Raw genomic sequence first — 22583 nt, 5'->3', positions numbered from 1 at the left:
TTCTGTTTTTTTACAAACATTTTTTATATTAAATTATCTAAAGATTTTACTGCAACATAACGTTCTGTAGTGAAGCCTTCTGCATAGTCTACTCCTACCAACCTTCCTAAATCCTGTGCTCTATACAATACACTATCTAAAAAGTTCTTACTAGAAATAGGAGAACTTGGCTCTTTACTTGCTGGATTGTAAAATTGAGAGTCGTAAGCTTTTACCGCATTCATTTTAACTTCAATAAATTCTGAAATATCAACTACAAAATCTGGTTCTATATTTTTCCATTGTATATAATGATAAACCTGTTTTGGCCTCCAAGCTTCCTGCTTTTGACCATCAAGAAAAGTTTCTATTTTCACTAAACCCGATAAAAAACAAGCATCAGACACTAGCTTACTGCCTTTTGAATGATCAATGTGCCTATCATCTATAGCGTTACATACTATAATTTCAGGTTTGTATTTTCTTATTCTTTTTATAATTTTAAGTTGATGCTCTTTATCATTTAGAAAAAAACCATCTGCAAAAGCTAAGTTTTCTCTTATTGAAACACCTAAAATTTTTGCTGCTTTGGCAGCTTCTTTTTTTCTTATTTCTGAAGAACCTCTTGTACCCAATTCACCTCTAGTTAAATCTAAAACTCCAATTTTTTTACCTAAAGAAATTTCTTTGGCTATGGTTGCTCCACAACCTAATTCAACATCATCAGGATGTGCCCCTATTGCTAATATATCTAACTTCATGCTTTCTTTGTTACATTTATAATACAACAAATATATAATAATTATTAGTGCTGTATTTAAATATTATTTTAAAACTTTAACGCTTGTTTTAATTAAACCAGAACAAATTAAAAATACACTCAATCCAATAAACGGTATAAAAAATATAATAAATGGTAAGTTTTATTTGGTAGTTTGAAATTAATTATATACATTAGCATAAGATTACAAAGAATATAACCCCTGAGTCCCCTAGTATTATGAAAAAAATAGCCCCATTTATTTTGTTTTTATTAACAATAGCTCCTCTTTCTTATTCTCAAGTTTCAAGTTTAGAAAAAAATGCTTTGATTGATTTGTATAAATCAACCAATGGTACTAATTGGAATACGACTTGGGATTTAAACAACGATGTTCAAACTTGGTATGGAGTAACCGTAGAGAATAATACTGTTACTGAAATTAACTTAAGTATGAATAATTTAGACGGAGCTATTCCATCAACAATAGCCAATCTAAAATATTTAAAACATTTAAATCTTGGATTTAATAGATTAAGTGGAATTATCCCTTCTGAAATCACTTCAATTAAATCTCTGGAAACTATTCAATTGTTTATGAATCAATTAGAAGGCGAATTACCTTCAAACATAGGAGAATTGGTTAATTTGAAAAAATTAGAATTATTTAATAATTTAATTACAGGTAATTTACCTATTTCTATTTATAACCTAAAAAATCTTGAGGTTTTACAACTAAGCAGTAATAGATTTACAGGTTCTATTTCAGAGGAAATAAAAAATATGACAAACTTAAAAACGTTGAGTTTATTTGATAATTCAATGTATGGTGCTATTCCTTCACAAGTTGGAAGTTTAAGTAACCTAGAAGAACTTTCTTTAGCTAATAATTTATTTGAAGGAGAAGTTCCAAATGAAATAAGTAATCTTTTAGAACTAGAAACACTTCTTTTAAATAACAATAGGTTTGTTGGTACAATCAATACATCTATTAAAAATTTACCTAAACTTGTAAATATAGGATTTAATAATAATCCGAAAGAAATTGAAATTTTAGCAAAACCTATAACACAAAATAATATAAATCCCCAATAATAATTGTCTGAATAATTAAATCATCCCCAAAAAAAGAGACTGTAACCCCTAACAGTCTCTTTTTTTTTGTAAAATTTATAAAAACATTAACATAGTTGCATATGCAACTAATTAGTTTATTTAAATATCTTCACACAAAATTTAAATAGTGTGCATTTTAACAATAGTAAATCCGATTTTAATAAAACTTTAGCTCCTTGGATTGGAAGAACTTGTAAAATTATGAATGTGTATATTTCAGATGTTTTTCATAAAAACAATATACAAGTAACTAAAGAGCAGTGGATTGTATTAAAAATATTACACGAAGATGCTGATGGCATTATTCAAAATGATCTTGCGTTTATAACAAACCGAAATAAAGCTTCATTAGCAAGACTTATAAATGTGTTGGAAAAAAATAATTTAGTAACAAGAATACATTCAAAAGAAGATTCACGTAAAAAATTTATTTTCATCACCAAAAAAGGCACGCAATTATTCCTAAAAATGAAACCTCTTATGCTTCAAAGCATTCAAATTCTTCAAGATGGGATAACCGACAATGAAAAAAAAACATTCATTGAAGTAATGAAAAAAATTCAAAATAACATTCAAAAACAAACAATATAGATACTCCTCTAACCAAATTAAAAAACGATGAGAAAAATAATATCAATAATTTTAGCTATTGTTCTTATAATAGGTTCAATACTATTTGCCAAATATTTAATAAAGAATAAAAAAAAGCCAAAACCTAGAGTTGAAAAAGTTGTAAAAACCGTTTTCACAGAAACGGTAAATAATACATCAATACCATTAGTTATAACTTCCACTGGTAATTTAACTGCAAAAAATAAAATTGAAATTTATGCTGAAGTTCAAGGTGTTTTAGAAAAAACAGCTAAAGAATTTAAAGAAGGTACATTATTTAACAAGGGCGAAATTATTATTAAAATTAATAGTGATGAATTTTATGCAAATTTAAAGGCCCAAAAAAGTAATTTATTCAATAGTATTACTGCTATTATGCCTGATATTAGATTAGATTACCCCTCTGAATATACCAAATGGCAGAGATATCTTAAAAATTTTGATTTAAATAAAAGTTTACAAAAACTTCCTGAAATTACTTCAGATAAAGAAAAGTTTTTCATTTCTGGACGTGGCATTACCACAGCATATTACAATGTAAAAAACTTAGAAATAAAATTCAATAAGTACACTTTGAAAGCCCCATTTAATGGCATTCTAACTGAATCATTAGTAAATCCGGGTACCTTAATAAGGGTTGGACAAAAATTAGGTGAGTTTATAGACCCTTCAGTTTATGAAATAAAAGTTGCAATAAAATCTAAATTTAAAAATTTATTACAAATTGGAAAACAAGTTGAACTAAACAATTTAGAAAAAACTAAAGAATGGGTTGGTAAAGTAGTTCGAATTAATGGCAAAGTAGATTCTAACACACAAACAATTAATGCTTTTATAGAAGTTCGTGGAAAAGACCTTAAAGAAGGTCAATTTTTAGAGGTTTTCTTACAAGCAAAATCTGAAAACAATGCTTTTGAAGTTGCTAGAAATCTTTTGATTGAAAACTCAAAACTATATATTGTTAAAGACTCTATTTTGGATTTGGTAACGGTTAATCCAGTTTTTGAAAATAAAAACACTGTTGTAATAAAAGGTTTGGAAAATGGCACTCAGCTACTTTCAAAACCTATTCCGGGTGCGCATTCAGGAATGTTAGTTAAAATTGCAACTGAAAATAAAAAACAATAATGAAGAAAATTATATCTTACTTTATAAAATTTCCTGTTGCTGTAAATATTTTTATTCTTGCATTTATAGGTTTTGGTTTAGCCGGTGCCTTGTCTATGAAGTCTTCATTTTTTCCTTTAACTGATTCTCAAAGAATATCAATAAATTTAACATATCCTGGAGCCTCACCTGAAGAAATAGAAGAAGGAATTGTATTAAAAATTGAAGATAATTTAAAAGGAATTGTTGGTATTGATCGTGTTACATCTGTTTCAAGAGAAAATTCTGCAACTATTAATATTGAAACGTTGAAAGGTAAAAATATTGACGTAGTTTTATCTGATGTTAAAAATGCTGTAGATAGGGTTCCCTCATTCCCTTCTGGTATGGAACCTCCAATTATTGCTAAAATTGAAACTATGAGACCCACCATAAGTTTTACAATTAGTGGTGATAATATTTCCTTAGCAACATTAAAGCAATATGCTAGAACAATTGAAAATGACATTAGAAGTATTGATGGCATTTCGCAAATTAATCTTTCAGGATTTCCTGACCAAGAAATTGAAATTGCTGTACGTGAAAATGATTTACAAGCTTATAACTTATCCTTTTCAGAAGTAGCTGAAGCTGTTAGTAAAACTAACTTACTCATTTCTGGAGGAAATATAAAAACAGACAGTGAAGATTATTTAATTAGAGCTAGAAATAAAAATTATTACGGCAATGAGTTATTAAACTTAGTTGTTAGAGCTACTCCTGACGGAAATATTATACGTTTGAAAGACATTGCCAGTGTTTCTGATACTTGGTCTGAAAATCCAGATAGATTATTTTTTAACGGAAAAAAATCAATTGAAATAACCATAAACAACACCAATAGTGAAGATTTAATTTCTTCGGCTGATAAGGTTAAGAAATACATAGAAAAATTTAATCAACAACAAGAAAATATTCAGATAAATATTTCCAGTGATAATTCTATTACCTTAAAACAACGTTCAGATTTATTATTGAAAAATGCTGCAATGGGTGTATTGTTGGTTTTGTTTTTCTTAGCTTTATTTTTAAATATTCGATTAGCTTTTTGGGTTGCTGCTGGTATTCCAATAGCCTTTTTTGGAATGTTTATTTTTGCAGCTCAATTAGGCGTTACTATTAATGTACTTTCTTTATTTGGGATGATTATTGTAATAGGAATTCTAGTTGATGATGGTATTGTTATAGGAGAAAATATTTATCACCATTATGAAAAAGGAAAGACCCCTATAAGAGCGGCTATTGATGGTACTTTAGAAGTAATTCCTCCTATTGTTTCAGCTATTTTAACAACAATTATAGCTTTTTCTACATTCTTCTTTTTAGATGGTAGAATGGGTGATTTTTTTAGTGAGGTTTCAACTATAGTAATATTAACTTTAGCTGTGTCATTAATTGAGGCATTAATTATTTTACCTGCACACATTGCACATTCAAAGGCTTTAGAACGAAAAGAGAAAAAAAGAAATAAAATAAATGCCTTCTTTTTTAACATAAATCAATTTGCCGAAAAATGGCTCTTTTATTTTAGAGATACCATTTACGCACCCTATTTAAGGTTTTTCTTAAAACACAAAGCTCTAGGTTTTTCAATTCCAATAACCATGCTTATTCTTAGCATAGGTGCTTTAGGAGGAGGCATTGTAAAAACTTCTTTTTTTCCTTCTGTGGCTAGTGATAAAATATCTATAACCTTAAAAATGCCACAAGGAACAAACGAAAGAGTTACAGATTCTATTATTTCTAAAATAGAAAAAGCTGCTTGGGAGATAAATAAAGAATTCTCTAAAAAACAAACTGATAACCAACAAGTAATTCAAAATATTATTAGGCGTATTGGACCTGGTTCTGCCAATGGAAGTTTAACTGTTAACCTATTACCTGGCGAAGCTCGTGATTTTTCATCTCCTAAAATAACAAACGCTATTCGTAATAAAGTTGGTAAAGTGTATGGTATAGAAAGTTTAACTTTTGGTTCTGGAGGAAATTTTGGGGGTAGCCCTATTGCTGTTGCCTTATTAGGTAATAACATAAAAGAATTGAAAGCAGCAAAAAATGAACTCAAAGAAATATTAAGTAAAAATTCATTATTAAAAGATATTTCTGACAATGATCCTGCAGGAATTAAGGAAATCCAAATTAAATTAAAAAACAACGCTTACTTACTTGGCTTAAATTTACAAACCGTTATGAGCCAAGTAAGATCTGGATTTTTCGGATTACAAACACAGCGATTTCAACGAGGGCAAGATGAAATAAAAGTTTGGGTACGTTTTAAAAAAGAAGATAGGTCTTCAATAAAAAACTTAAATGATATGTGGATTACCACTCCTACTAATAAACGTGTCCCTTTTTCTGAAATAGCCAAATACACTATTAAAAGAGGTGATGTAGTTATCAATCATTTAAGTAGTAAGCGTGAAATACAGATTACTGCAGATATGAAATCTCCTGATGGAAGTGCTACAGATATTTTAGATGATATTAAAAGTAATATTATGCCTGAAATTTCTTCTAAATACCCAACAGTAAGTGCAGTATACGAAGGTCAAAATAGAGAAATGAAAAAAACAACGCGCTCTGTAAAAAAAGTCGGTCTTATTATTCTTGCATTGATTTATATTGTTATAGCCTTTACTTTTAGATCTTATGATCAACCAATTTTATTAATTATACTAATTCCTTTCAGTTTAATTGGGATTATTTGGGGGCACTGGATTCATGGATTCTCAATAAATATTTTATCGTGGTTAGGAATCATTGCTTTAATTGGTATTATGGTAAATGATGGATTAGTACTTATTGAGAAATTTAACGGCTATTTAAAAGAAGGAATGAAATATGATGAAGCCTTAATACAAGCAGCTACTTCAAGATTTAGAGCTATTCTTTTAACTTCTTTAACTACAGTAGCCGGATTAGCCCCATTACTTTTGGAAAAAAGTAGACAAGCTCAATTTTTAAAACCTATGGCAATTTCTATTTCGTATGGTATAGCAATTGCAACTGTATTAACACTGGTAATGCTACCCTTGCTATTGGCTGTATCAAATAATATAAAAGTCTTTATTAAATGGTTGAGAACGGGTAAAAAAGTTACAAAAGAAGAAGTTGAAAGAGCTATTGTTGAACAAAAAAGTGATAACGATGAATTGTATTAAAAAAATAATCATTTTAATTATTTTTATAAATTTTTCTGTAGGTTTTACACAAGAAAAATTAACAAAAAATAAAGCTGTTAGCTTAGCTTTAGAAAATAATTATGGAATTAAAATTGCTGATAGTAATCTTAAAATTGCGGAAAATAATAAAAGTATTTTAAACTCCGGATACTTACCAACATTAACTGGTAATGCTGGTGCTACATACAATAAAGATAATACCGAAGCTGTATTTTCTAATCAAGAAGTAAGAATATTAGAAGGTGCGAAGAGTAATAGGTTCAATGCTTCTTTAAGTTTAAATTATACGTTATTTGATGGACTAGGTAGACTTTATAACTACAAACAACTAAAAGAACAATACAACCTAACCGAATTACAAGCTAGAGAAACAATTGAAAAAACATTATTGCAATTATTTACTGTATACCACAATGTGGCTTTATTAACTGAAAATGTAGCCCTCTTAAATCAAAGTTTAAAAATTTCTAAAGATCGCTTAACAAGAGCAAACTATCAATTTGATTTTGGACAAAACACAAAATTATTTGTTTTAAATGCTGAAGTTGATGTTAATAATGACAGTATTGCACTACTAAACACCAAGCAATTATTACTCAATGCTAAACGAGATTTATATGTTGTTTTAGGAAAAAAGGAGAATCCTAATTTTGATGTAGATACCCAAGTAAATTTTATAATAACTTTAAATAAACAAGAGTTACTTGAACAACTAAAAACAAATAATGTAAACTTACTTCAAATACAAAGAGGTATAGAAATTAGTAACTTTCAACTTAAAGCAAATAAATCTGGATATTTGCCCACCATTGGTTTAACTACTACATATGGCTGGTCTAAAAGTAATAATAATTCTGCTTCTTTCTTACTCGAATCAACCAATACAGGTATTTCAACTGGCTTTAATTTTAAATGGGATTTATTCAATGGCGGTCGTACTAGAACGCAAGTTCAAAATGCTAAAATTAATTACGATATACAACAATTATCTAAACAACAAAAAGAACTAGAAATAACACGTGATTTTAACAATGCTTGGGAAGATTATAAAACTAAATTATTCGTATTTCAAACACAAGAGAAAAACGTACAAACAAATACTAATAACTTTAATCGAACAAAAGAAAGCTACAAGCTTGGCCAAGTTACTTCAATTGAGTTTAGACAAGCACAAATTAACCTTATAAGTGCACAACTTAACTTAAATAAAGCTAAATATGAGGCAAAAGATGCTGAATTAAAATTATTACAATTAACAGGAGAATTACTTAATGTTAAATATTAAGAATACTGTTTATATATAATTAAAAAAGACGTTTTATTACGTCTTTTTTAATTTAAATATTTATCTAAAAAATCAATGATATAAGTCATAATAAATTATGACAATTCTACATAAATTTGTACTCCTTTTTAATTAAAATTTAACATAATAAAGTAAAATATAAAATAGATGGAGATGCAACAAGAAACCAAAAAAAGAGTGTATAAGTTTGGAGGTAAAACTGCAGACGGGAATAGTACTATGAAAAATTTATTAGGCGGTAAGGGAGCTAATTTAGCCGAAATGAGCGCTATTGGTATTCCTGTTCCTCCTGGTTTTACTATTACTACTGAAGTTTGTACGGAATATAACCTCCTTGGAAAAGATAAAATTATTTCATTATTAAAAAATGAAGTTGAAGCTGCTGTTGCAAAAGTTGAAGATATTATGGGTACCAAGTTTGGAAGTAATGAAAACCCATGTTTATTATCTGTTCGCTCAGGAGCAAGAGTTTCAATGCCTGGCATGATGGATACCGTGTTAAATCTTGGAATGAATGATAATTCAGTTCAGGGTTTAATTGCAAAAACAGGAAATGAAAGATTTGCTTGGGATTCATACAGACGATTTGTTCAAATGTTTGGTGGGGTTGTTTTAGGTGTTGGAGCACAATCAAAAGAAGACCATGACCCTTTTGAAGTAATTATAGCTAAAGCAAAAAAAACTAAAGGTGTTGAATTAGATACAGATTTAGATGTAGAAGATTTAAAACAAATGGTTACAGACTTTAAAAAGGCCTGTGAAGCTCAAACTGGTGAACCTTTCCCTGAAGACCCTTGGGATCAACTTTGGGGTAGTATTACTGCTGTATTTGATAGTTGGATGAATCCAAGAGCTATTTATTACAGAAACATGCACGGATATCCTGAAGAATGGGGAACAGCCGTAAATGTTCAAGCAATGGTGTATGGTAATATGGGTAATAACTCAGGTACCGGAGTTGCTTTTACACGAGATGCTGCAACCGGTGAAAATATATTTAATGGTGAGTATTTAATCAATGCACAAGGTGAAGATGTTGTTGCAGGTGTTAGAACGCCTCAACAAATTACATTAGAAGGATCTAAAAGATGGGCTATACTAGCGGGTATATCTGAAGAAGACAGAAAAAACAAATACCCTTCTTTAGAAGAATTAATGCCTGCTATTTATGAAGAGTTGAATGAAACTCAAGACAAACTTGAGAAGCATTATAAAGATATGCAAGATTTAGAATTTACCATTCAAAATGGTAAACTATGGATGTTACAAACTCGTAATGGAAAACGTACTGCTGCCGCAATGGTTAGAATTGCCATAGAATTACTTGAAGATGGTATGATTGATGAAAAGAAAGCGCTATTAATGCAAGAGCCTACTAAATTAGATGAACTTTTACACCCCGTTTTTGATGGTGAAGCAATTAAAGCCGCCAAAGTTTTAGCCAAAGGTTTACCTGCATCTCCAGGAGCTGCAACAGGTCAAATAGTTTTCTTTGCAGATGAAGCCAACAAGTATCCAATTTCAATTTTAGTGCGTGTTGAAACTTCTCCTGAAGATTTGGAAGGAATGAACATTGCCAAAGGTATTTTAACCGCTCGTGGCGGTATGACTTCACATGCAGCTGTTGTTGCTCGTGGAATGGGTAAATGCTGTGTTTCTGGTGCTGGCGCTGTTCAAATAAATTATAAAACTAGAGTAATGACCATTGATGGCAAAGAATACCAAGAGGGTGACTGGATTTCATTAAATGGCTCAACAGGCGAGGTTTATGAAGGAAAAATTGGAACCAAAGATGCCGAATTAAGCGGTTATTTTGGTCGTATTATGAAACTAGCTGATAAATACCGAAAACTTGGTGTTAGAACAAATGCTGAAACAGAAAGGGAATGTAAAGTAGCAATTGGTTTTGGTGCTGAAGGTATTGGCCTTTGCCGTACTGAACATATGTTCTTCGAAGGAGAAAGGTTAATTCGTATGCGTGAAATGATTTTAGCAGAAGACGAAGCTGGTAGAAGAGAAGCGTTGGATAAATTATTACCTATTCAACGTAACGATTTTAAAGATGTATTTGCTGCAATGGCAGGACTACCCGTAACAGTTCGTTTGCTAGATCCACCGTTGCACGAATTTGTTCCTCATGAAGAAGAAAATCAAAAAGAAATGGCTGCTGAAATGGGAATTTCTGTTGAGGCAATCAAACAAAAAGTTGAAGATTTAAAAGAATTTAACCCTATGTTAGGTCATAGAGGTTGTAGATTAGGAATTACATATCCTGAAATTACTGAAATGCAAGCAAGAGCAATTATTGAAGCTGCATTGGAATTAAAAGCTGAAGGAGTCCAAACATTTCCTGAAATTATGATTCCACTTATTGGTACCGTTAAAGAATTTAAATTACAAGAAGAAATTGTAAGAGCTATTGCCAATAAAGTTTTTGAAGAAAAAGGAGACACAATAGATTATTTGGTTGGTACCATGATTGAAATTCCACGTGCTGCTTTAACTGCTGATAAAATAGCTGAAGTTGCTGAATTCTTCTCATTTGGAACCAATGATCTTACCCAAATGGGCTTTGGATATTCACGTGACGATGCTGGTAAATTTTTACCAATTTATATTGAAAAAGGCATTCTAAAAGCTGATCCATTCCAAGTATTAGACCAAGAAGGTATTGGTCAATTAGTTGAAATAGGAACTACAAAAGGACGCTCAACAAATTCAAAACTTAAAGTAGGTATTTGTGGTGAACATGGTGGAGAACCAAGTTCAGTAGAATTTTGCCATAGCGTTGGAATGGATTATGTTAGTTGTTCTCCATTTAGAGTTCCAATTGCACGTTTAGCTGCTGCACAAGCTGCCCTTAAAGAACAAGCTTAATAATTTAAGTTTTAGTTGGTTATTTAAAACTCCATTTTTTTAAAAGATGGAGTTTTTTTTATGCGCCAATTAAATTATATTCGTAGTATGATTAAAGTTATAATTCTTGGTGCTGGTAATGTTGCATTTCATTTAACAACAAATTTATTAAAAAATACAGAGGTTAAACTACTACAAGTTTACAATAGAAATATTGAGAAAATTCAATATTTAAAAAATCAAACCTCCATTACAGATAAATTAACAGAATTAAAAAATGCTGATATATATATAATTGCTATTTCTGATGATGCCATTTCAAATTTCTCCTCAAAATTAAAGTTAAAAAATAAACTAGTTGTTCATACCTCTGGTGGAACAGCTATGAATGAACTACAATCAAACTCAAATAAAGGTGTATTTTATTTAGTACAGTCTTTTTCAAAAGAAAGAAAAGTTGATTTTTCTAAAATACCAATTTGTATTGAAGCTGAAACTGATACAGATTTCAAACTATTAAAAAAATTGGCAAAATCAATTTCAAATAACATATACCCTGTTAATTCTAATCAAAGAAAAAGTCTACATATAGCTGCCGTTTTTGTAAATAATTTTGTGAATCATTTGTATTATATTGGTCATCAAATTTGTGAAGAAGATAAAATTTCTTTTGAAATATTAAAACCCTTAATTTTAGAAACCGCAAACAAAATAACTTACCTAAAACCTATAAATGCTCAAACTGGACCAGCGATGCGGAATGATATGAAAACTATTGAAAAACATAAAACAAAGTTAACTTCAAATCAACAAGAAATTTATACATTGCTAACAAAATCTATTACTAAAACTTATGGAGAAAAGCTATAAAGAAATAATGCCTCAAATTACTACCTTCATTTTTGATATTGATGGTGTGTTAACAAATGGGGTTGTTACTATATTTCCAAATGGAGAAATGGTAAGAAATATGAATATTAAAGATGGATATGCTATGAAAGCTGCAATTACAGCTGGCTATAATATTTGTATAATCTCTGGAGGTACAAATGAAGCCGTTCGTAAACGGTTTGAAGTTTTAGGAATTACTAATGTTTATTTGGGGGCAAACAATAAACTAAATCCTTTTAATGAATACATTACCAAGAACAATATAAATCCTGAACAAGTATTATATATGGGCGATGATATCCCTGATTACCCAGTTATGAAAGAAGTAGGTTTGCCTTGTTGTCCTAAAGATGCTGCATCTGAAATTCAAGATATTTCCTCCTATATTTCTCACAAAAAGGGAGGTACAGGTTGTGTTCGTGATGTTATTGAACAGGTTTTAAAAGTGCAAGGTAAATGGAATGGACAATTTAATGCTAAATATGATTAGTTTAAACCTAATTTTTTTTCTTTAACAATGGTACAAATCTAAATTTACCCAATTCATGTTTTTCAAAATCTTTAGCACCCGTTCTAATAAATAAAGTCATTGTTTGAGTTTCCTCTCCAACAGGAATTACAAGCCTACCTCCTATTTTTAATTGAGCTAACAATGGGCTTGGCACAAAAGGAGCACCAGCAGTTACTACAATTCCATCAAATGGTGCAAATTCAGGTAAGCCTTTATAGCCATCTCCAAAAATTATTTTTTTTGGATTGTAACCAATTTTAGGTAAAAATAACTTCGTTTTTTTAAACAACTCATTCTGCCTTTCAATTGTAAACACTTTTGCTCCCATTTCAATCAATATTGCTGTTTGATAACCCGATCCTGTTCCTATTTCTAAAATCTTATAATTTGGTTTAACGTGTAATAATTCTGTTTGAAAGGCTACAGTATAAGGTTGTGAAATAGTTTGGTTAGCAGCTATAGGGAATGGTTTATCTTGGTATGCAAAATGAGCAAAACCAGAATCCATAAATAAATGACGAGGAACGTTGGAAATTGCTTTCAACACATTTTTATCAACAATACCTTTTTCTTCAATTATTTTAACTAGTTGGTTTCTTAGCCCTTTATGTTTGTTTGTGTCCTTCACTAATTATTCTAATTTGAATTCATAAAAATAGTAATAAATGCCTAAAGATTGTTACTTTTGTTTATCTAAAAATAAATATTATTACAATGCTTAAAGTAGGAGTTTTAGGTGCAGGTCATCTTGGTAAAATTCATTTAAAATTATTAAATCAGTCTCATAAATACAATCTCATAGGCTTTTATGATCCCATTAAAGAAAATGCGGAAAAAGTTGAAAAAGAGTTTGGATATAAATCATTTGAAACTGTTAAACAGTTAATTGATGCTGTTGATGTTGTTGATATTGTAACTCCTACCCTTTCTCATTTTGATTGTGCCAAAGAAGCTATTGAAAAAGGAAAACATATTTTTATTGAAAAGCCTATTACTAAAACTGTTGAAGAAGCAAATACATTAATAAAACTTTCAAAATTAAATAATGTTAAAGGACAGGTGGGACATGTTGAACGATTTAATCCGGCATTTACTGCTGTTAAAAAATCCATACATAAACCTATGTTTATAGAAGCTCATAGATTGGCTGAATTTAACCCTAGAGGAACCGATGTACCTGTAGTACTAGATTTAATGATACATGATATTGATATTATTTTAAGCGTTGTTAAATCAGAAGTATCACATATAAGTGCAAGTGGTGTTTCAGTAATTAGTGATACACCAGATATTGCAAATGCGCGTATTGAATTTAAAAATGGCTGTGTTGCAAATTTAACAGCTAGTAGAATTTCACTAAAAAATATGCGTAAAACACGTTTCTTTCAACGTGATGCCTATATAGCGGTAGATTTTTTTGAAAAAGCAACTGAGGTTGTTAAAATGAAAGATGCTCCTAAAACTCCTGATGATTTTGATATGATATTACAAAATGCTGAAGGTATAAAAAAACAAATCTATTTTGAAAATCCAGTAGTTGAAGCTAACAATGCTATTTTAGATGAGTTAGAAACATTTGCAAATGCCATAAACAATAATACAACACCTATTGTAACTTTAGAACAAGGCACAGAAGCCTTGCGAGTAGCCCAAATGATTATAAATGATTTTTAATATGACTATTTATCAAGTTGACGCTTTTAATACTAAAATTTTTAAAGGAAATCCAGCAGCAGTTTGTCCGCTAACAGCATGGATTTCAACAGAATTAATGCAATCAATTGCTGAGGAAAATAATTTATCGGAGACTGTATTTTTTGTGAAAAATAATGATTATTTTGAAATTAAATGGTTTACGCCTACTTGTGAAATTGATTTATGTGGTCATGCTACTTTGGCTGCAGCCCATATTATTTTTACAGAATTAAACTTTGAACATAGTATTATTGAATTTCACTCTAAAAGTGGAATACTCACTGTAAAAAAGAATGAAGACTGGTACACTTTAAACTTTCCTTCAGAAGAAATTAAAGAAATTGAAACACCTTCAATATTAAAACAAGTTTTAAATGTTCCTATTTTAAAAACTTATAAAGGAAAATGGAAATTAGTAGTTGAACTTGAAAATGAAACTACAGTTTTAAATTTAAACCCAAATTTTAGCTTATTAGCTGAATTAGAATCAAATGGAATTATTGTGACTTCAAAAGGAGATAACTTCGATTTTGTTTCTCGTTTTTTTGCTCCAAAAATTGGTATAAATGAAGATCCTGTTACTGGTTCAGCTCATACATTACTAATTCCCTATTGGGCTAAAAAATTAAATAAAACAAATCTAGAAGCCATTCAACTTTCAAAAAGAGTAGGTATCTTAAAGTGTAAACACTTAAATGAACGAGTTGAAATAAGCGGACAAGCAATTACATATTTAAAAGGAGAATTAACATTATAACGTATAAATTATGAAAAACATAGCAGTAATAGGAGCTGGTACAATGGGTAACGGAATAGCTCACGTATTTGCTCAAAACAACTACAAGGTTAATTTAATTGATATTTCACAAGTAGCTTTAGAAAAAGGGCTTGCCAACATTACAAAAAATTTAGATAGATTAATTGCTAAAGAACGTATTACTGAAGATCTTAAAGCTCAAACATTAAATAATATAACCTCTTTCACTTCTATTAATGAAGGAGTTAAAAATACCGATTTAGTTGTTGAAGCTGCTACTGAAAATATTGAATTAAAGTTAAAAATATTTAAACAATTAGATGAGGAAGCACCAGCAAATGCAATTTTGGCATCAAATACGTCTTCAATATCTATTACTAAAATTGCTGCCGTTACTAATCGTCCCGAAAAGGTTATTGGAATGCATTTTATGAATCCTGTTCCAATAATGAAATTGGTTGAAATTATTAGAGGTTACACTACTTCAAATGAAGTAACTGAAACTATTATGGAACTTTCAAAAAATTTAAATAAAGTACCTGTAGAAGTTAATGATTATCCAGGTTTTGTTGCAAATCGTATTTTAATGCCTATGCTTAATGAAGCTATTGAAACTTTGTACAATGGTGTTGCTGGTGTTTATGAAATTGATACCGTTATGAAATTAGGCATGGCACATCCAATGGGACCTCTCCAATTGGCAGATTTTATTGGTTTAGATGTATGCTTATCTATTTTAAATGTAATGTACAACGGATTTAAAAACCCTAAATATGCACCTTGTCCTTTACTTGTTAATATGGTACAAGCTGGCAAACTTGGTATTAAATCTGGTGAAGGTTTTTATGACTATTCCCAATCTAGAAAAGCAACTACAATTGCAAAACAATTTCAATAAAAAATGCCGCAAATTGCGGCATTTTTTAGTTTAATGTCCTTAAGAAAAAATCCATCATCAACTCTTTTAATTGATAATGCATCCTCACAAATGTTTTCATTTCATCTTTCAATAAAACTTGCTTTTCTTGGAATAAAACACTTGAATTATTCTCAAATTTTGCTTTTGCAAGCTCTCTCTTTTTCATTCTAATTTTATGTCGTAAATGCCCCATTACTTCACGTTCCCTAATTATTTTATTTTGAAAACCTTCTAATTGTATTAGAACATCATTTTCAGGATTTCGCATTGCAATATGTTCTAACTTCTCCTCAAAATAATCCATTTCACCTTCTTGAAATTTCAACTCTCTTTTCCATACATCTAAATTAAAATTTAGATCACTTAAAACTAGTAACTGACTCTCCATATCCTATTTACTTTTAAATTTAATACTATAAATTTCTAACTTTTAATTTAATTTTACGCTGACAAAAGTCATACAAACACCCTTAGATATTTATATATTAAAAGTTGAGAATATAAAGATATAAAAAAGCGTTTTAATTTAAATTAAAACGCTATTAAAATTTTGATAAAATTTATTATTTAATTTCTTCTATCCCTTTTCTTATCATCTTTTTTAGATGTCTTATTCCAAATTTTTATCTCATCATCTGGTGTAATTCCAGAAATAATTTCAACATTAATACCATCAGAAATACCTAGTTCAACATCTCTTTTCTCAAATTCTTGATCTCCTGTTTTCACTTCAACAAATGGTTTTTCTGTTTTTTTATCAAATTGTAATAATGCTTCTTTTATTGAAAGAACACTATCTTTCTTTTCTAAAACAATATCTGCATTTGCACTATAACCTGCTCTAACAAAATACTCATCATCCAAGGTTATATCTCCTTTAATTTTAAATTGAACTGCTCCATTTTCTTCTGTTCCTTTAGGTGCAATAAAATTTAATTTAGCTTTATATTTTTTATTTTCTATAGCTCCTAATGAAACTTCTAAAACAGTACCTTTTTTTATTTTTCCCACTTCAGCTTCGTCAACTTTTCCTTCAAAAATCATTTTGGTCATATCTGCAATGGTTGCAATTGTAGTTCCTGCATTAAAAGTATTACTTTCAATTACTTGATTTCCTTTGCGTACTGGGATTTCTAAAATTGTACCTGAAATTTCAGCTGTAACATAAGTATTTGCGGTTCTTCCCACACCTGCTGCAGATCCTTTTTTTATGATTTGTAAATTATTTTTTGCATTATTCAAATCTTGTTTTGCACTATTAAAATTTAATTCTGTTGTCTCAAACTCTTGACGAGATATTACACCCTTTTCAAATAGCTTTTTACTTCTATCATATAAAATCTTCGTATTATTATATCTTAACTGAGCATTTTTTACATTTCCTTGAGCGCTATTTAAAGCTTGTATATTTGGAACCACTCTAATGGTTGCTATTAAATCTCCTACTTTTACTTTTGCTCCTTCTTCTACATAAATTTTTTCAATAATACCCGATACTTTAGGTTTAATTTCAGCTTCTTCTAAAGGTATAACTTTTCCCGTAGCAACTGTTTTTCTAACAATATTGGTTTTAAATGGTTTTTCTGTTTCGTATTGAATAGGAGATTTACTATTTTTTATCCCAAACCAAACTAAAACTAGAATAAGTGCTACTGCTATTGATCCAAATATTAATATTTTTTTCATTTGTATTGATTTTCAGTTTATTTTTTTATATAAATTTATTCTTCTCTTAATGCTTCTATTGGCCGAATACTTACAGCTGTATGCGCTGGTATTAGCCCAATTAACGTACCTAACACTACTAAAGTTATTGCCGCAATAATTATTACAGGAATATCTACAGTTGGGTTTAATAATATAGATTCTTCACCTTTTCCCCATAAGGCCTCAATTATCATTAATACAATACCTCCAAATATAATACCTAAAGCACCCGCAATGCTTGTTAAAAATACAGATTCTAATATAATTTGACGTTTAATTTCCCATGGTTTAGCTCCTAAGGCACGTCTAATCCCTATTTCTTTAGTTCGTTCTTTAACGGTAATTAACAAAATATTTCCAATGGCAAAAACACCCGCAATTAAAGTTGCAATACCTACAAACCACGTTAGAAATTGCATCCCCATTAAAAATTCAGTAACTTTTGCAAACATATCACCTAAGTTCATACCTCCAAATGCTCTTTTATCCTCTGGGTGTACTTTATGTAAATTCCTTAAGATTAATTTTGCGTCTTTTTCAATTTGAACAATATCACTTTCTGGTTTACCAGTTATAATCATCCAACTTATGTTATCTCCTCTATTATAAACTTGCTGAAATGTAGAAAATGGAATATGAATATTATCACCTAACCTAATAGTTTCACTTGCTTTAAACATGCCAACTACTGTATAATTAATTCCATTAATAATTATTAGCTTTCCAATTGGATATTCGTCTATCTCAAAAAGTTGTTTATAAATTTCTTCTTCAATTACACACACTTTTTTCTTTTCTTTAATATCATTATGGTTAATAAATCTACCATATATTATATTTTTATTTTGAATTTTATCAAGTACTGGAAAATCTCCTGATATTGTAAAATTACCTGATTGAAATTTTCGAATAACTATTCCTCCAGCTTGGCTTCTTGGCGCTATCAAATCTATCCCTTTAATTTCATTTTTTATTTTTTCAACATCCCCTAATTTAAGTGTAATTGGTTTTCCTTCTTGAAACCCTTTAAAAGGTTTACTTGTTTGTTTCCCCCATATAAATACACTATTGGTAGCAAAATCGCCAAAAATGCTATTAAACTTATTTTCAATTCCTTTTGCTGCACCTAATAAAACTACCAACAAAAATATTCCCCACATTACACCAATAATTGTAATTCCCGTACGGGTCTTATTTTTACGAATACTGCTAAATATCTCTTGCCAAGTATCTATGTCAAATAAAAATTTCATAATTATTCGTCGTTTAATGCTACAATAGGTTTAATTCTCGCTGCTCTTTTTGCTGGTATATAACCAGCTATCGTTCCTGCAATAATAAGTACTATGGTTGCACCAATAATAACGTATGTTTCAACACTTGGATTTAAAATTCCATATCCCTCTAAACTTTTCCCCAGAGCTTTTAATGAAAAAACACCTATTAAAAGCCCAATATACCCAGCCAATGCTGTTACAAAAATTGATTCCATCATTATCATCCCAATAATTGATTTTGGAGTAGCTCCCAATGCTTTTCTAATCCCCAGCTCTTTGGTTCGTTCTTTTACGATATAAACCATAATATTGCTAATTCCAATAATACCAGCTACCAATGTTCCTATACCAATAAACAATATAATTATATTTAAAGCAATCATAAAAGCTTGTGTTTTTTTTGTGCGTTCAGCATAATTAAATACTCTAATAGCACTCTGATCTCGTGGATCTACATTATGCTTTTCTTTCAACATTTTAGTTAATAAATTAGAAAATGCTAATGCCTTTTCAACACTCAAATTTTGATTAAAAGTTAAGCCAAACTGATCTATCTCGTCATTTGGTTTATAGATTCCTTGTATTGTAGTAAAGGGAGCATAAATAAATCGTTCATCATTATCACCTCCTGGATCGTTGAACACCCCTATCACTTTATAGGATATACCATCTAAAGTGATGTTTTTTCCTAAAGCACTTAATTGTCCAAATAAATCTTCCTCAACTAATCTTCCTATAGCTATAACCTTTGCTCTTCTTTCTATATCTAAATATGTTAAAAATCTACCTTCTTGAGTAACTGCAGATTCTAAGGGTTGATAATCTGGATAAACTCCTCTAATAGTATATCTATTTTGTTCCCCTTTATAAATTGCTTGAACATTAAAACGCTGAATATTGGGGCTAAAAAATTGAATTTCATCTTCAAATTTATCATTCATAAATTTAGAATCATCATTTCTAAATTGAATTTGTCTTCCACTTTGCAACCCTTTATAAGGTTTGGTAGTTTTTCCAGATCTTATATATACAGAATTTATAGCATCTCTTGCAAATTGTTTTTCAAACGTATGTTTTAAGCCATTTCCTACACCAAATAATAATGTAAAAAGCAATATTGCGAATGCTATAGTAAAACCTGACAATGCAGTTCTAAGTTTATTTTTACTTAGTGTTTGAAAAATTTCTATCCAACGGTCTAAATCAAACATAATTTAAGCGTTTACTTTTTTATTTACCTTTTCATCACTAATAATAACACCATCTTTTAAACGCACAATTCTATCTGTTTCAGCAGCAATATCTTCTTCGTGTGTAATTACAAATACCGTCATACCTTCTCTATTAATATCTTTCAATAGTTCCATAACCGAGTGTGAAGTAGTTGAGTCTAACGCACCTGTTGGTTCATCAGCCAAAACAACTTTTGGGTTTGTAACCAAAGCTCTTGCAATTGCCACACGTTGTTTTTCTCCTCCTGAAAGTTCACTAGGTAAATGGTTAGCCCTATCTTTTAGCCCTACCTTATCTAAATATTTTAAAGCAACTTCTTGTCGTTCTTTTCTTCCCACACCTTGATAATACAAAGGCAATGCTACATTTTCTAATGCTGTTTTATAGGTTATTAAATTAAAAGATTGAAAAATAAACCCTAAAAATTTATTTCTTAGAATTGCCGCTTTTTTTTCATCTAAATTTTCAATTAATTGTCCATTTAAGTAATAATTTCCTTCATCATGCGTATCTAGTAAACCAACAATATTTAAAAGTGTTGATTTTCCTGAACCAGATGAACCCATAATAGCTACAAATTCACCTTCTTCAATATGTAAATCTAATCCCTTCAATACATGTAGAGAATCTTTTCCCATTGGGTATGATTTGTGTAGTTTTTCAATCTTAATCATTTGATTTATTGTTTTAAACGAAAATATGAATCGCTCTTATAACTTGTTACTAATATTTTGTTAAAAGACGATTCAGCATTTAAAATGTAACTTTGCTATATGAACAATTTTAATAATAAATTAATTATATTTTTTGATGGTGTTTGCAATCTTTGCAACTCATCTGTTAATTTCATTATTAAACATGATAATAAAGAACAATTTTTATTTGCTTCACTTCAATCAGACGCTGCAAAAGAAATTTTGTTACAGTTCTCTACAAAAAAATTGACACTAGATTCAATTATACTTGTTGACAATGGAAATATTTACGAAAAGTCATCTGCAATTTTACAAATATCAAAGCATTTGAATGGTGGTTACAAATTACTTTATTGCTTTGTAATTGTACCCAAATTTATACGAGATTGGGTGTATAATTATATTGCAAAAAACAGGTATAAATGGTTTGGGAAAAAGGAGAATTGTATGGTTCCTACTCCTGAAATTAAGGATAGGTTTATTGAATATTCTAATTGACTAAAATAAAAAAGAGGAATCTAAAACTCCTCTTTTTTGAATCTTTATTTTTTAGAATAATTATCATCCCAGTCTTTTACATGAGGCTCTCCTAATTTATCAACAGATTTTGCAACAATCATAGATACTGCAGCATCACCCGTAACATTCACAACTGTTCTACACATATCTAAAGGTCTATCAACAGCAAAAATTAACGCCAAACCCGCTTCAGGAATGCCCGCATATCCAAGTACTCCAACCAACATAACCATACCTGCACCAGGTACCGCTGCACTTCCTATAGAAGCTAATGTAGCTGTTGCTATAATTCCTAATTGTGTACCTAATGTTAAATCCATTCCAAAAGCTTGTGCTATAAAAACTGCTGCTACAGCTTGATATAAACTTGTACCATCCATATTAATAGTAGCACCTATAGGCAATACAAAACTAGCTACTTCTTCTTCTACTCCTAAGTGTTCTGTAACTCTCTCAAGTGTTACAGGTAAAGTTGCAGCACTGGAACTTGTTGAGAATGCTAGTAATTGAGCAGGTGAAATTCCTTTCATAAAAAAACTAGGTTTTTTTCTAGTTAGTAGAAAAACCAGTATATTGTACACAACAATCATTAAAATTAAACCAAAAACAACGGTTAATGCATACCATCCAAGTGCTTTAAACAAATCTAAACTAGGTGATTCTACTACCAAAGCTGCTAATAATGCAAAAACACCATAGGGAGCTGCTAGCATTATTAAATCTACCATTTTTAAAATAACTTCATTAAAGCCATCAAAAAAGTTTTTTACTGTTTTTCCTTTTTCTTCAGGAATTAAAATAAGCCCTATTCCAAAAAATACAGCAAAAAATATTACCTGAAGCATATTACGATTACTTGTTGCAGCAGCAAAAATATTTTGAGGAACTAAATCTTCTAAAGCTTGTAATGGACCACTTTCTTTTTGCTTTTTCGCTGTTTCTTTATATTTTGTTGTGTTTGAACTATAATTTTTTACCATTTCTGTTCTCGTTTCTTCTGAAATAGAATTTCCTGGCTTTACCACATTAACTAAAAGCAACCCTATTGAAACTGCAAGTACTGTTGTGAAAATATAAATTACAATAGTTCTCCCTCCCATTTTAGACAACTTAGAAATATCTTTTAAATCAGATACTCCTTTAATTAATGCTGCTAAAATTAATGGAATTGCTATCAATTTTAATGAATTGATAAATATTTTACCGAAGGGTTTTATCCAATCTTGAATAAATTCTTTTCCAAAACTAAAATTAGTCATGATAAGAGCAAAAACAACTCCAAATACCATTCCTAACAAAATCTTCCAGTGTAATGCTAATTTTTTCATTTAAAAGTTTTAAAATTCGTGGAAAGATAGAAAATTACATTAAAAATCACGTAAATTTTTTAATAAAAAAAGCACCTAAAGTGCTTTTTACAAT

At 29.8% G+C, this 22583-nt stretch carries 20 protein-coding genes; 12 read left to right on the top strand and 8 right to left on the bottom strand.

What is annotated here, in order from left to right:
- Nucleotides 1–23: 23 nt before the first annotated feature.
- Entirely contained in the window at nt 24–740 is a 717-nt protein-coding gene (bshB1, locus tag Lupro_RS01285) for a bacillithiol biosynthesis deacetylase BshB1 (protein ID WP_068205690.1), read from the bottom strand.
- A 239-nt stretch (nt 741–979) separates the two neighbouring features.
- Between bshB1 and Lupro_RS01280 the strand changes: the two genes are divergently transcribed.
- From Lupro_RS01280 to Lupro_RS01245, 8 genes are all read left to right on the top strand, one after another.
- Nucleotides 980–1834 carry a leucine-rich repeat domain-containing protein gene (locus Lupro_RS01280; protein WP_068205689.1) on the top strand — a complete coding sequence of 285 codons (855 nt, stop codon included), beginning with the start codon at nt 980–982 and terminating at the stop codon, nt 1832–1834.
- A 150-nt stretch (nt 1835–1984) separates the two neighbouring features.
- Nucleotides 1985–2446, top strand: coding sequence for a MarR family winged helix-turn-helix transcriptional regulator (locus Lupro_RS01275; protein ID WP_068205688.1), 462 nt, complete (start codon nt 1985–1987; stop codon nt 2444–2446).
- A 27-nt stretch (nt 2447–2473) separates the two neighbouring features.
- Nucleotides 2474–3595: an efflux RND transporter periplasmic adaptor subunit gene (locus tag Lupro_RS01270; RefSeq protein WP_068205687.1), complete on the top strand. Its 1122-nt coding sequence runs from the start codon at nt 2474–2476 to the stop codon at nt 3593–3595.
- The gene (locus tag Lupro_RS01265) at nt 3595–6774 is read left to right on the top strand and encodes an efflux RND transporter permease subunit (protein WP_068205686.1); all 3180 of its coding nucleotides are present in this window, start codon (nt 3595–3597) and stop codon (nt 6772–6774) included. Before Lupro_RS01270 ends, Lupro_RS01265 begins: the two co-directional genes overlap by 1 nt.
- Nucleotides 6761–8080 carry a TolC family protein gene (locus tag Lupro_RS01260; protein ID WP_068205685.1) on the top strand — a complete coding sequence of 440 codons (1320 nt, stop codon included), beginning with the start codon at nt 6761–6763 and terminating at the stop codon, nt 8078–8080. Before Lupro_RS01265 ends, Lupro_RS01260 begins: the two co-directional genes overlap by 14 nt.
- A gap of 168 nt (nt 8081–8248) precedes the next feature.
- Nucleotides 8249–10978 (top strand): pyruvate, phosphate dikinase, encoded by a 2730-nt coding sequence (gene ppdK, locus Lupro_RS01255; protein WP_068205684.1) that lies wholly within the window; start codon nt 8249–8251, stop codon nt 10976–10978.
- 87 nt (nt 10979–11065) lie between these two features.
- Entirely contained in the window at nt 11066–11827 is a 762-nt protein-coding gene (locus Lupro_RS01250) for a Rossmann-like and DUF2520 domain-containing protein (RefSeq protein ID WP_068205683.1), read from the top strand.
- Nucleotides 11811–12338 (top strand): KdsC family phosphatase, encoded by a 528-nt coding sequence (locus tag Lupro_RS01245; protein WP_068205682.1) that lies wholly within the window; start codon nt 11811–11813, stop codon nt 12336–12338. The genes Lupro_RS01250 and Lupro_RS01245 overlap by 17 nt, the downstream gene beginning before the upstream one ends.
- Before the next feature lie 7 nt (nt 12339–12345).
- On the opposite strand, the gene Lupro_RS01240 is transcribed toward Lupro_RS01245, so the two are convergent.
- Nucleotides 12346–12987, bottom strand: coding sequence for a protein-L-isoaspartate(D-aspartate) O-methyltransferase (locus Lupro_RS01240; RefSeq protein WP_068205681.1), 642 nt, complete (start codon nt 12985–12987; stop codon nt 12346–12348).
- Between the two features lie 86 nt (nt 12988–13073).
- Here Lupro_RS01240 and Lupro_RS01235 point away from each other — a divergent pair, with 86 nt between their 5' ends.
- From Lupro_RS01235 to Lupro_RS01225, 3 genes are read left to right on the top strand one after another with little or no spacing between them, the layout of a single operon-like run.
- The gene (locus tag Lupro_RS01235) at nt 13074–14033 is read left to right on the top strand and encodes a Gfo/Idh/MocA family protein (RefSeq protein ID WP_068205680.1); all 960 of its coding nucleotides are present in this window, start codon (nt 13074–13076) and stop codon (nt 14031–14033) included.
- A complete protein-coding gene (locus tag Lupro_RS01230) occupies nt 14023–14811 on the top strand; it encodes a PhzF family phenazine biosynthesis protein (protein ID WP_227807460.1) in 789 nt (262 codons plus the stop codon). Before Lupro_RS01235 ends, Lupro_RS01230 begins: the two co-directional genes overlap by 11 nt.
- Before the next feature lie 10 nt (nt 14812–14821).
- Nucleotides 14822–15709, top strand: coding sequence for a 3-hydroxyacyl-CoA dehydrogenase family protein (locus tag Lupro_RS01225; protein WP_068205679.1), 888 nt, complete (start codon nt 14822–14824; stop codon nt 15707–15709).
- Between the two features lie 25 nt (nt 15710–15734).
- Here the strand turns inward: Lupro_RS01225 and Lupro_RS01220 are convergent, their stop codons facing one another.
- The 5 genes from Lupro_RS01220 to Lupro_RS01200 all read right to left on the bottom strand — a co-directional run bounded on the left by Lupro_RS01220 (nt 15735) and on the right by Lupro_RS01200 (nt 20621).
- The gene (locus Lupro_RS01220; RefSeq protein WP_068205678.1) at nt 15735–16118 is read right to left on the bottom strand and encodes a hypothetical protein; all 384 of its coding nucleotides are present in this window, start codon (nt 16116–16118) and stop codon (nt 15735–15737) included.
- A 179-nt stretch (nt 16119–16297) separates the two neighbouring features.
- Nucleotides 16298–17416 carry an efflux RND transporter periplasmic adaptor subunit gene (locus Lupro_RS01215; protein ID WP_068205677.1) on the bottom strand — a complete coding sequence of 373 codons (1119 nt, stop codon included), beginning with the start codon at nt 17414–17416 and terminating at the stop codon, nt 16298–16300.
- Nucleotides 17417–17451: 35 nt separating this feature from the next.
- Nucleotides 17452–18690, bottom strand: a complete 1239-nt coding sequence (locus Lupro_RS01210; protein ID WP_068205676.1) for an ABC transporter permease — start codon at nt 18688–18690, stop codon at nt 17452–17454.
- Nucleotides 18691–18692: 2 nt separating this feature from the next.
- A complete protein-coding gene (locus Lupro_RS01205; protein ID WP_068205675.1) occupies nt 18693–19925 on the bottom strand; it encodes an ABC transporter permease in 1233 nt (410 codons plus the stop codon).
- 3 nt (nt 19926–19928) lie between these two features.
- Nucleotides 19929–20621: an ABC transporter ATP-binding protein gene (locus tag Lupro_RS01200; RefSeq protein ID WP_068205674.1), complete on the bottom strand. Its 693-nt coding sequence runs from the start codon at nt 20619–20621 to the stop codon at nt 19929–19931.
- 99 nt (nt 20622–20720) lie between these two features.
- Here Lupro_RS01200 and Lupro_RS01195 point away from each other — a divergent pair, with 99 nt between their 5' ends.
- On the top strand, nt 20721–21140 hold the full coding sequence (locus Lupro_RS01195; protein WP_068205673.1) for a thiol-disulfide oxidoreductase DCC family protein: 420 nt from the start codon (nt 20721–20723) through the stop codon (nt 21138–21140).
- A gap of 44 nt (nt 21141–21184) precedes the next feature.
- Here the strand turns inward: Lupro_RS01195 and Lupro_RS01190 are convergent, their stop codons facing one another.
- On the bottom strand, nt 21185–22489 hold the full coding sequence (locus Lupro_RS01190; protein WP_068205672.1) for a dicarboxylate/amino acid:cation symporter: 1305 nt from the start codon (nt 22487–22489) through the stop codon (nt 21185–21187).
- Nucleotides 22490–22583 lie beyond the last annotated feature (94 nt).

It is taken from the genome of Lutibacter profundi (genome assembly GCF_001543325.1).
Classification (GTDB): domain Bacteria; phylum Bacteroidota; class Bacteroidia; order Flavobacteriales; family Flavobacteriaceae; genus Lutibacter; species Lutibacter profundi.
The sequence above is the reverse complement of the archived record's forward strand: the minus strand, read 5'-3'. Positions and strand labels throughout refer to the sequence as shown.

What these genes read in the sequence shown, in the direction of transcription:
- bshB1 (WP_068205690.1), bottom strand. Translation starts at nt 740, where the DNA reads ATGAAGTTAGATATATTAGCAATAGGGGCACATCCTGATGATGTTGAA.
- Lupro_RS01280 (WP_068205689.1), top strand. Translation starts at nt 980, where the DNA reads ATGAAAAAAATAGCCCCATTTATTTTGTTTTTATTAACAATAGCTCCT.
- Lupro_RS01270 (WP_068205687.1), top strand. Translation starts at nt 2,474, where the DNA reads ATGAGAAAAATAATATCAATAATTTTAGCTATTGTTCTTATAATAGGT.
- Lupro_RS01265 (WP_068205686.1), top strand. Translation starts at nt 3,595, where the DNA reads ATGAAGAAAATTATATCTTACTTTATAAAATTTCCTGTTGCTGTAAAT.
- Lupro_RS01260 (WP_068205685.1), top strand. Translation starts at nt 6,761, where the DNA reads ATGAATTGTATTAAAAAAATAATCATTTTAATTATTTTTATAAATTTT.
- ppdK (WP_068205684.1), top strand. Translation starts at nt 8,249, where the DNA reads ATGGAGATGCAACAAGAAACCAAAAAAAGAGTGTATAAGTTTGGAGGT.
- Lupro_RS01250 (WP_068205683.1), top strand. Translation starts at nt 11,066, where the DNA reads ATGATTAAAGTTATAATTCTTGGTGCTGGTAATGTTGCATTTCATTTA.
- Lupro_RS01245 (WP_068205682.1), top strand. Translation starts at nt 11,811, where the DNA reads ATGGAGAAAAGCTATAAAGAAATAATGCCTCAAATTACTACCTTCATT.
- Lupro_RS01235 (WP_068205680.1), top strand. Translation starts at nt 13,074, where the DNA reads ATGCTTAAAGTAGGAGTTTTAGGTGCAGGTCATCTTGGTAAAATTCAT.
- Lupro_RS01230 (WP_227807460.1), top strand. Translation starts at nt 14,023, where the DNA reads ATGATTTTTAATATGACTATTTATCAAGTTGACGCTTTTAATACTAAA.
- Lupro_RS01225 (WP_068205679.1), top strand. Translation starts at nt 14,822, where the DNA reads ATGAAAAACATAGCAGTAATAGGAGCTGGTACAATGGGTAACGGAATA.
- Lupro_RS01220 (WP_068205678.1), bottom strand. Translation starts at nt 16,118, where the DNA reads ATGGAGAGTCAGTTACTAGTTTTAAGTGATCTAAATTTTAATTTAGAT.
- Lupro_RS01215 (WP_068205677.1), bottom strand. Translation starts at nt 17,416, where the DNA reads ATGAAAAAAATATTAATATTTGGATCAATAGCAGTAGCACTTATTCTA.
- Lupro_RS01210 (WP_068205676.1), bottom strand. Translation starts at nt 18,690, where the DNA reads ATGAAATTTTTATTTGACATAGATACTTGGCAAGAGATATTTAGCAGT.
- Lupro_RS01205 (WP_068205675.1), bottom strand. Translation starts at nt 19,925, where the DNA reads ATGTTTGATTTAGACCGTTGGATAGAAATTTTTCAAACACTAAGTAAA.
- Lupro_RS01200 (WP_068205674.1), bottom strand. Translation starts at nt 20,621, where the DNA reads ATGATTAAGATTGAAAAACTACACAAATCATACCCAATGGGAAAAGAT.
- Lupro_RS01195 (WP_068205673.1), top strand. Translation starts at nt 20,721, where the DNA reads ATGAACAATTTTAATAATAAATTAATTATATTTTTTGATGGTGTTTGC.
- Lupro_RS01190 (WP_068205672.1), bottom strand. Translation starts at nt 22,489, where the DNA reads ATGAAAAAATTAGCATTACACTGGAAGATTTTGTTAGGAATGGTATTT.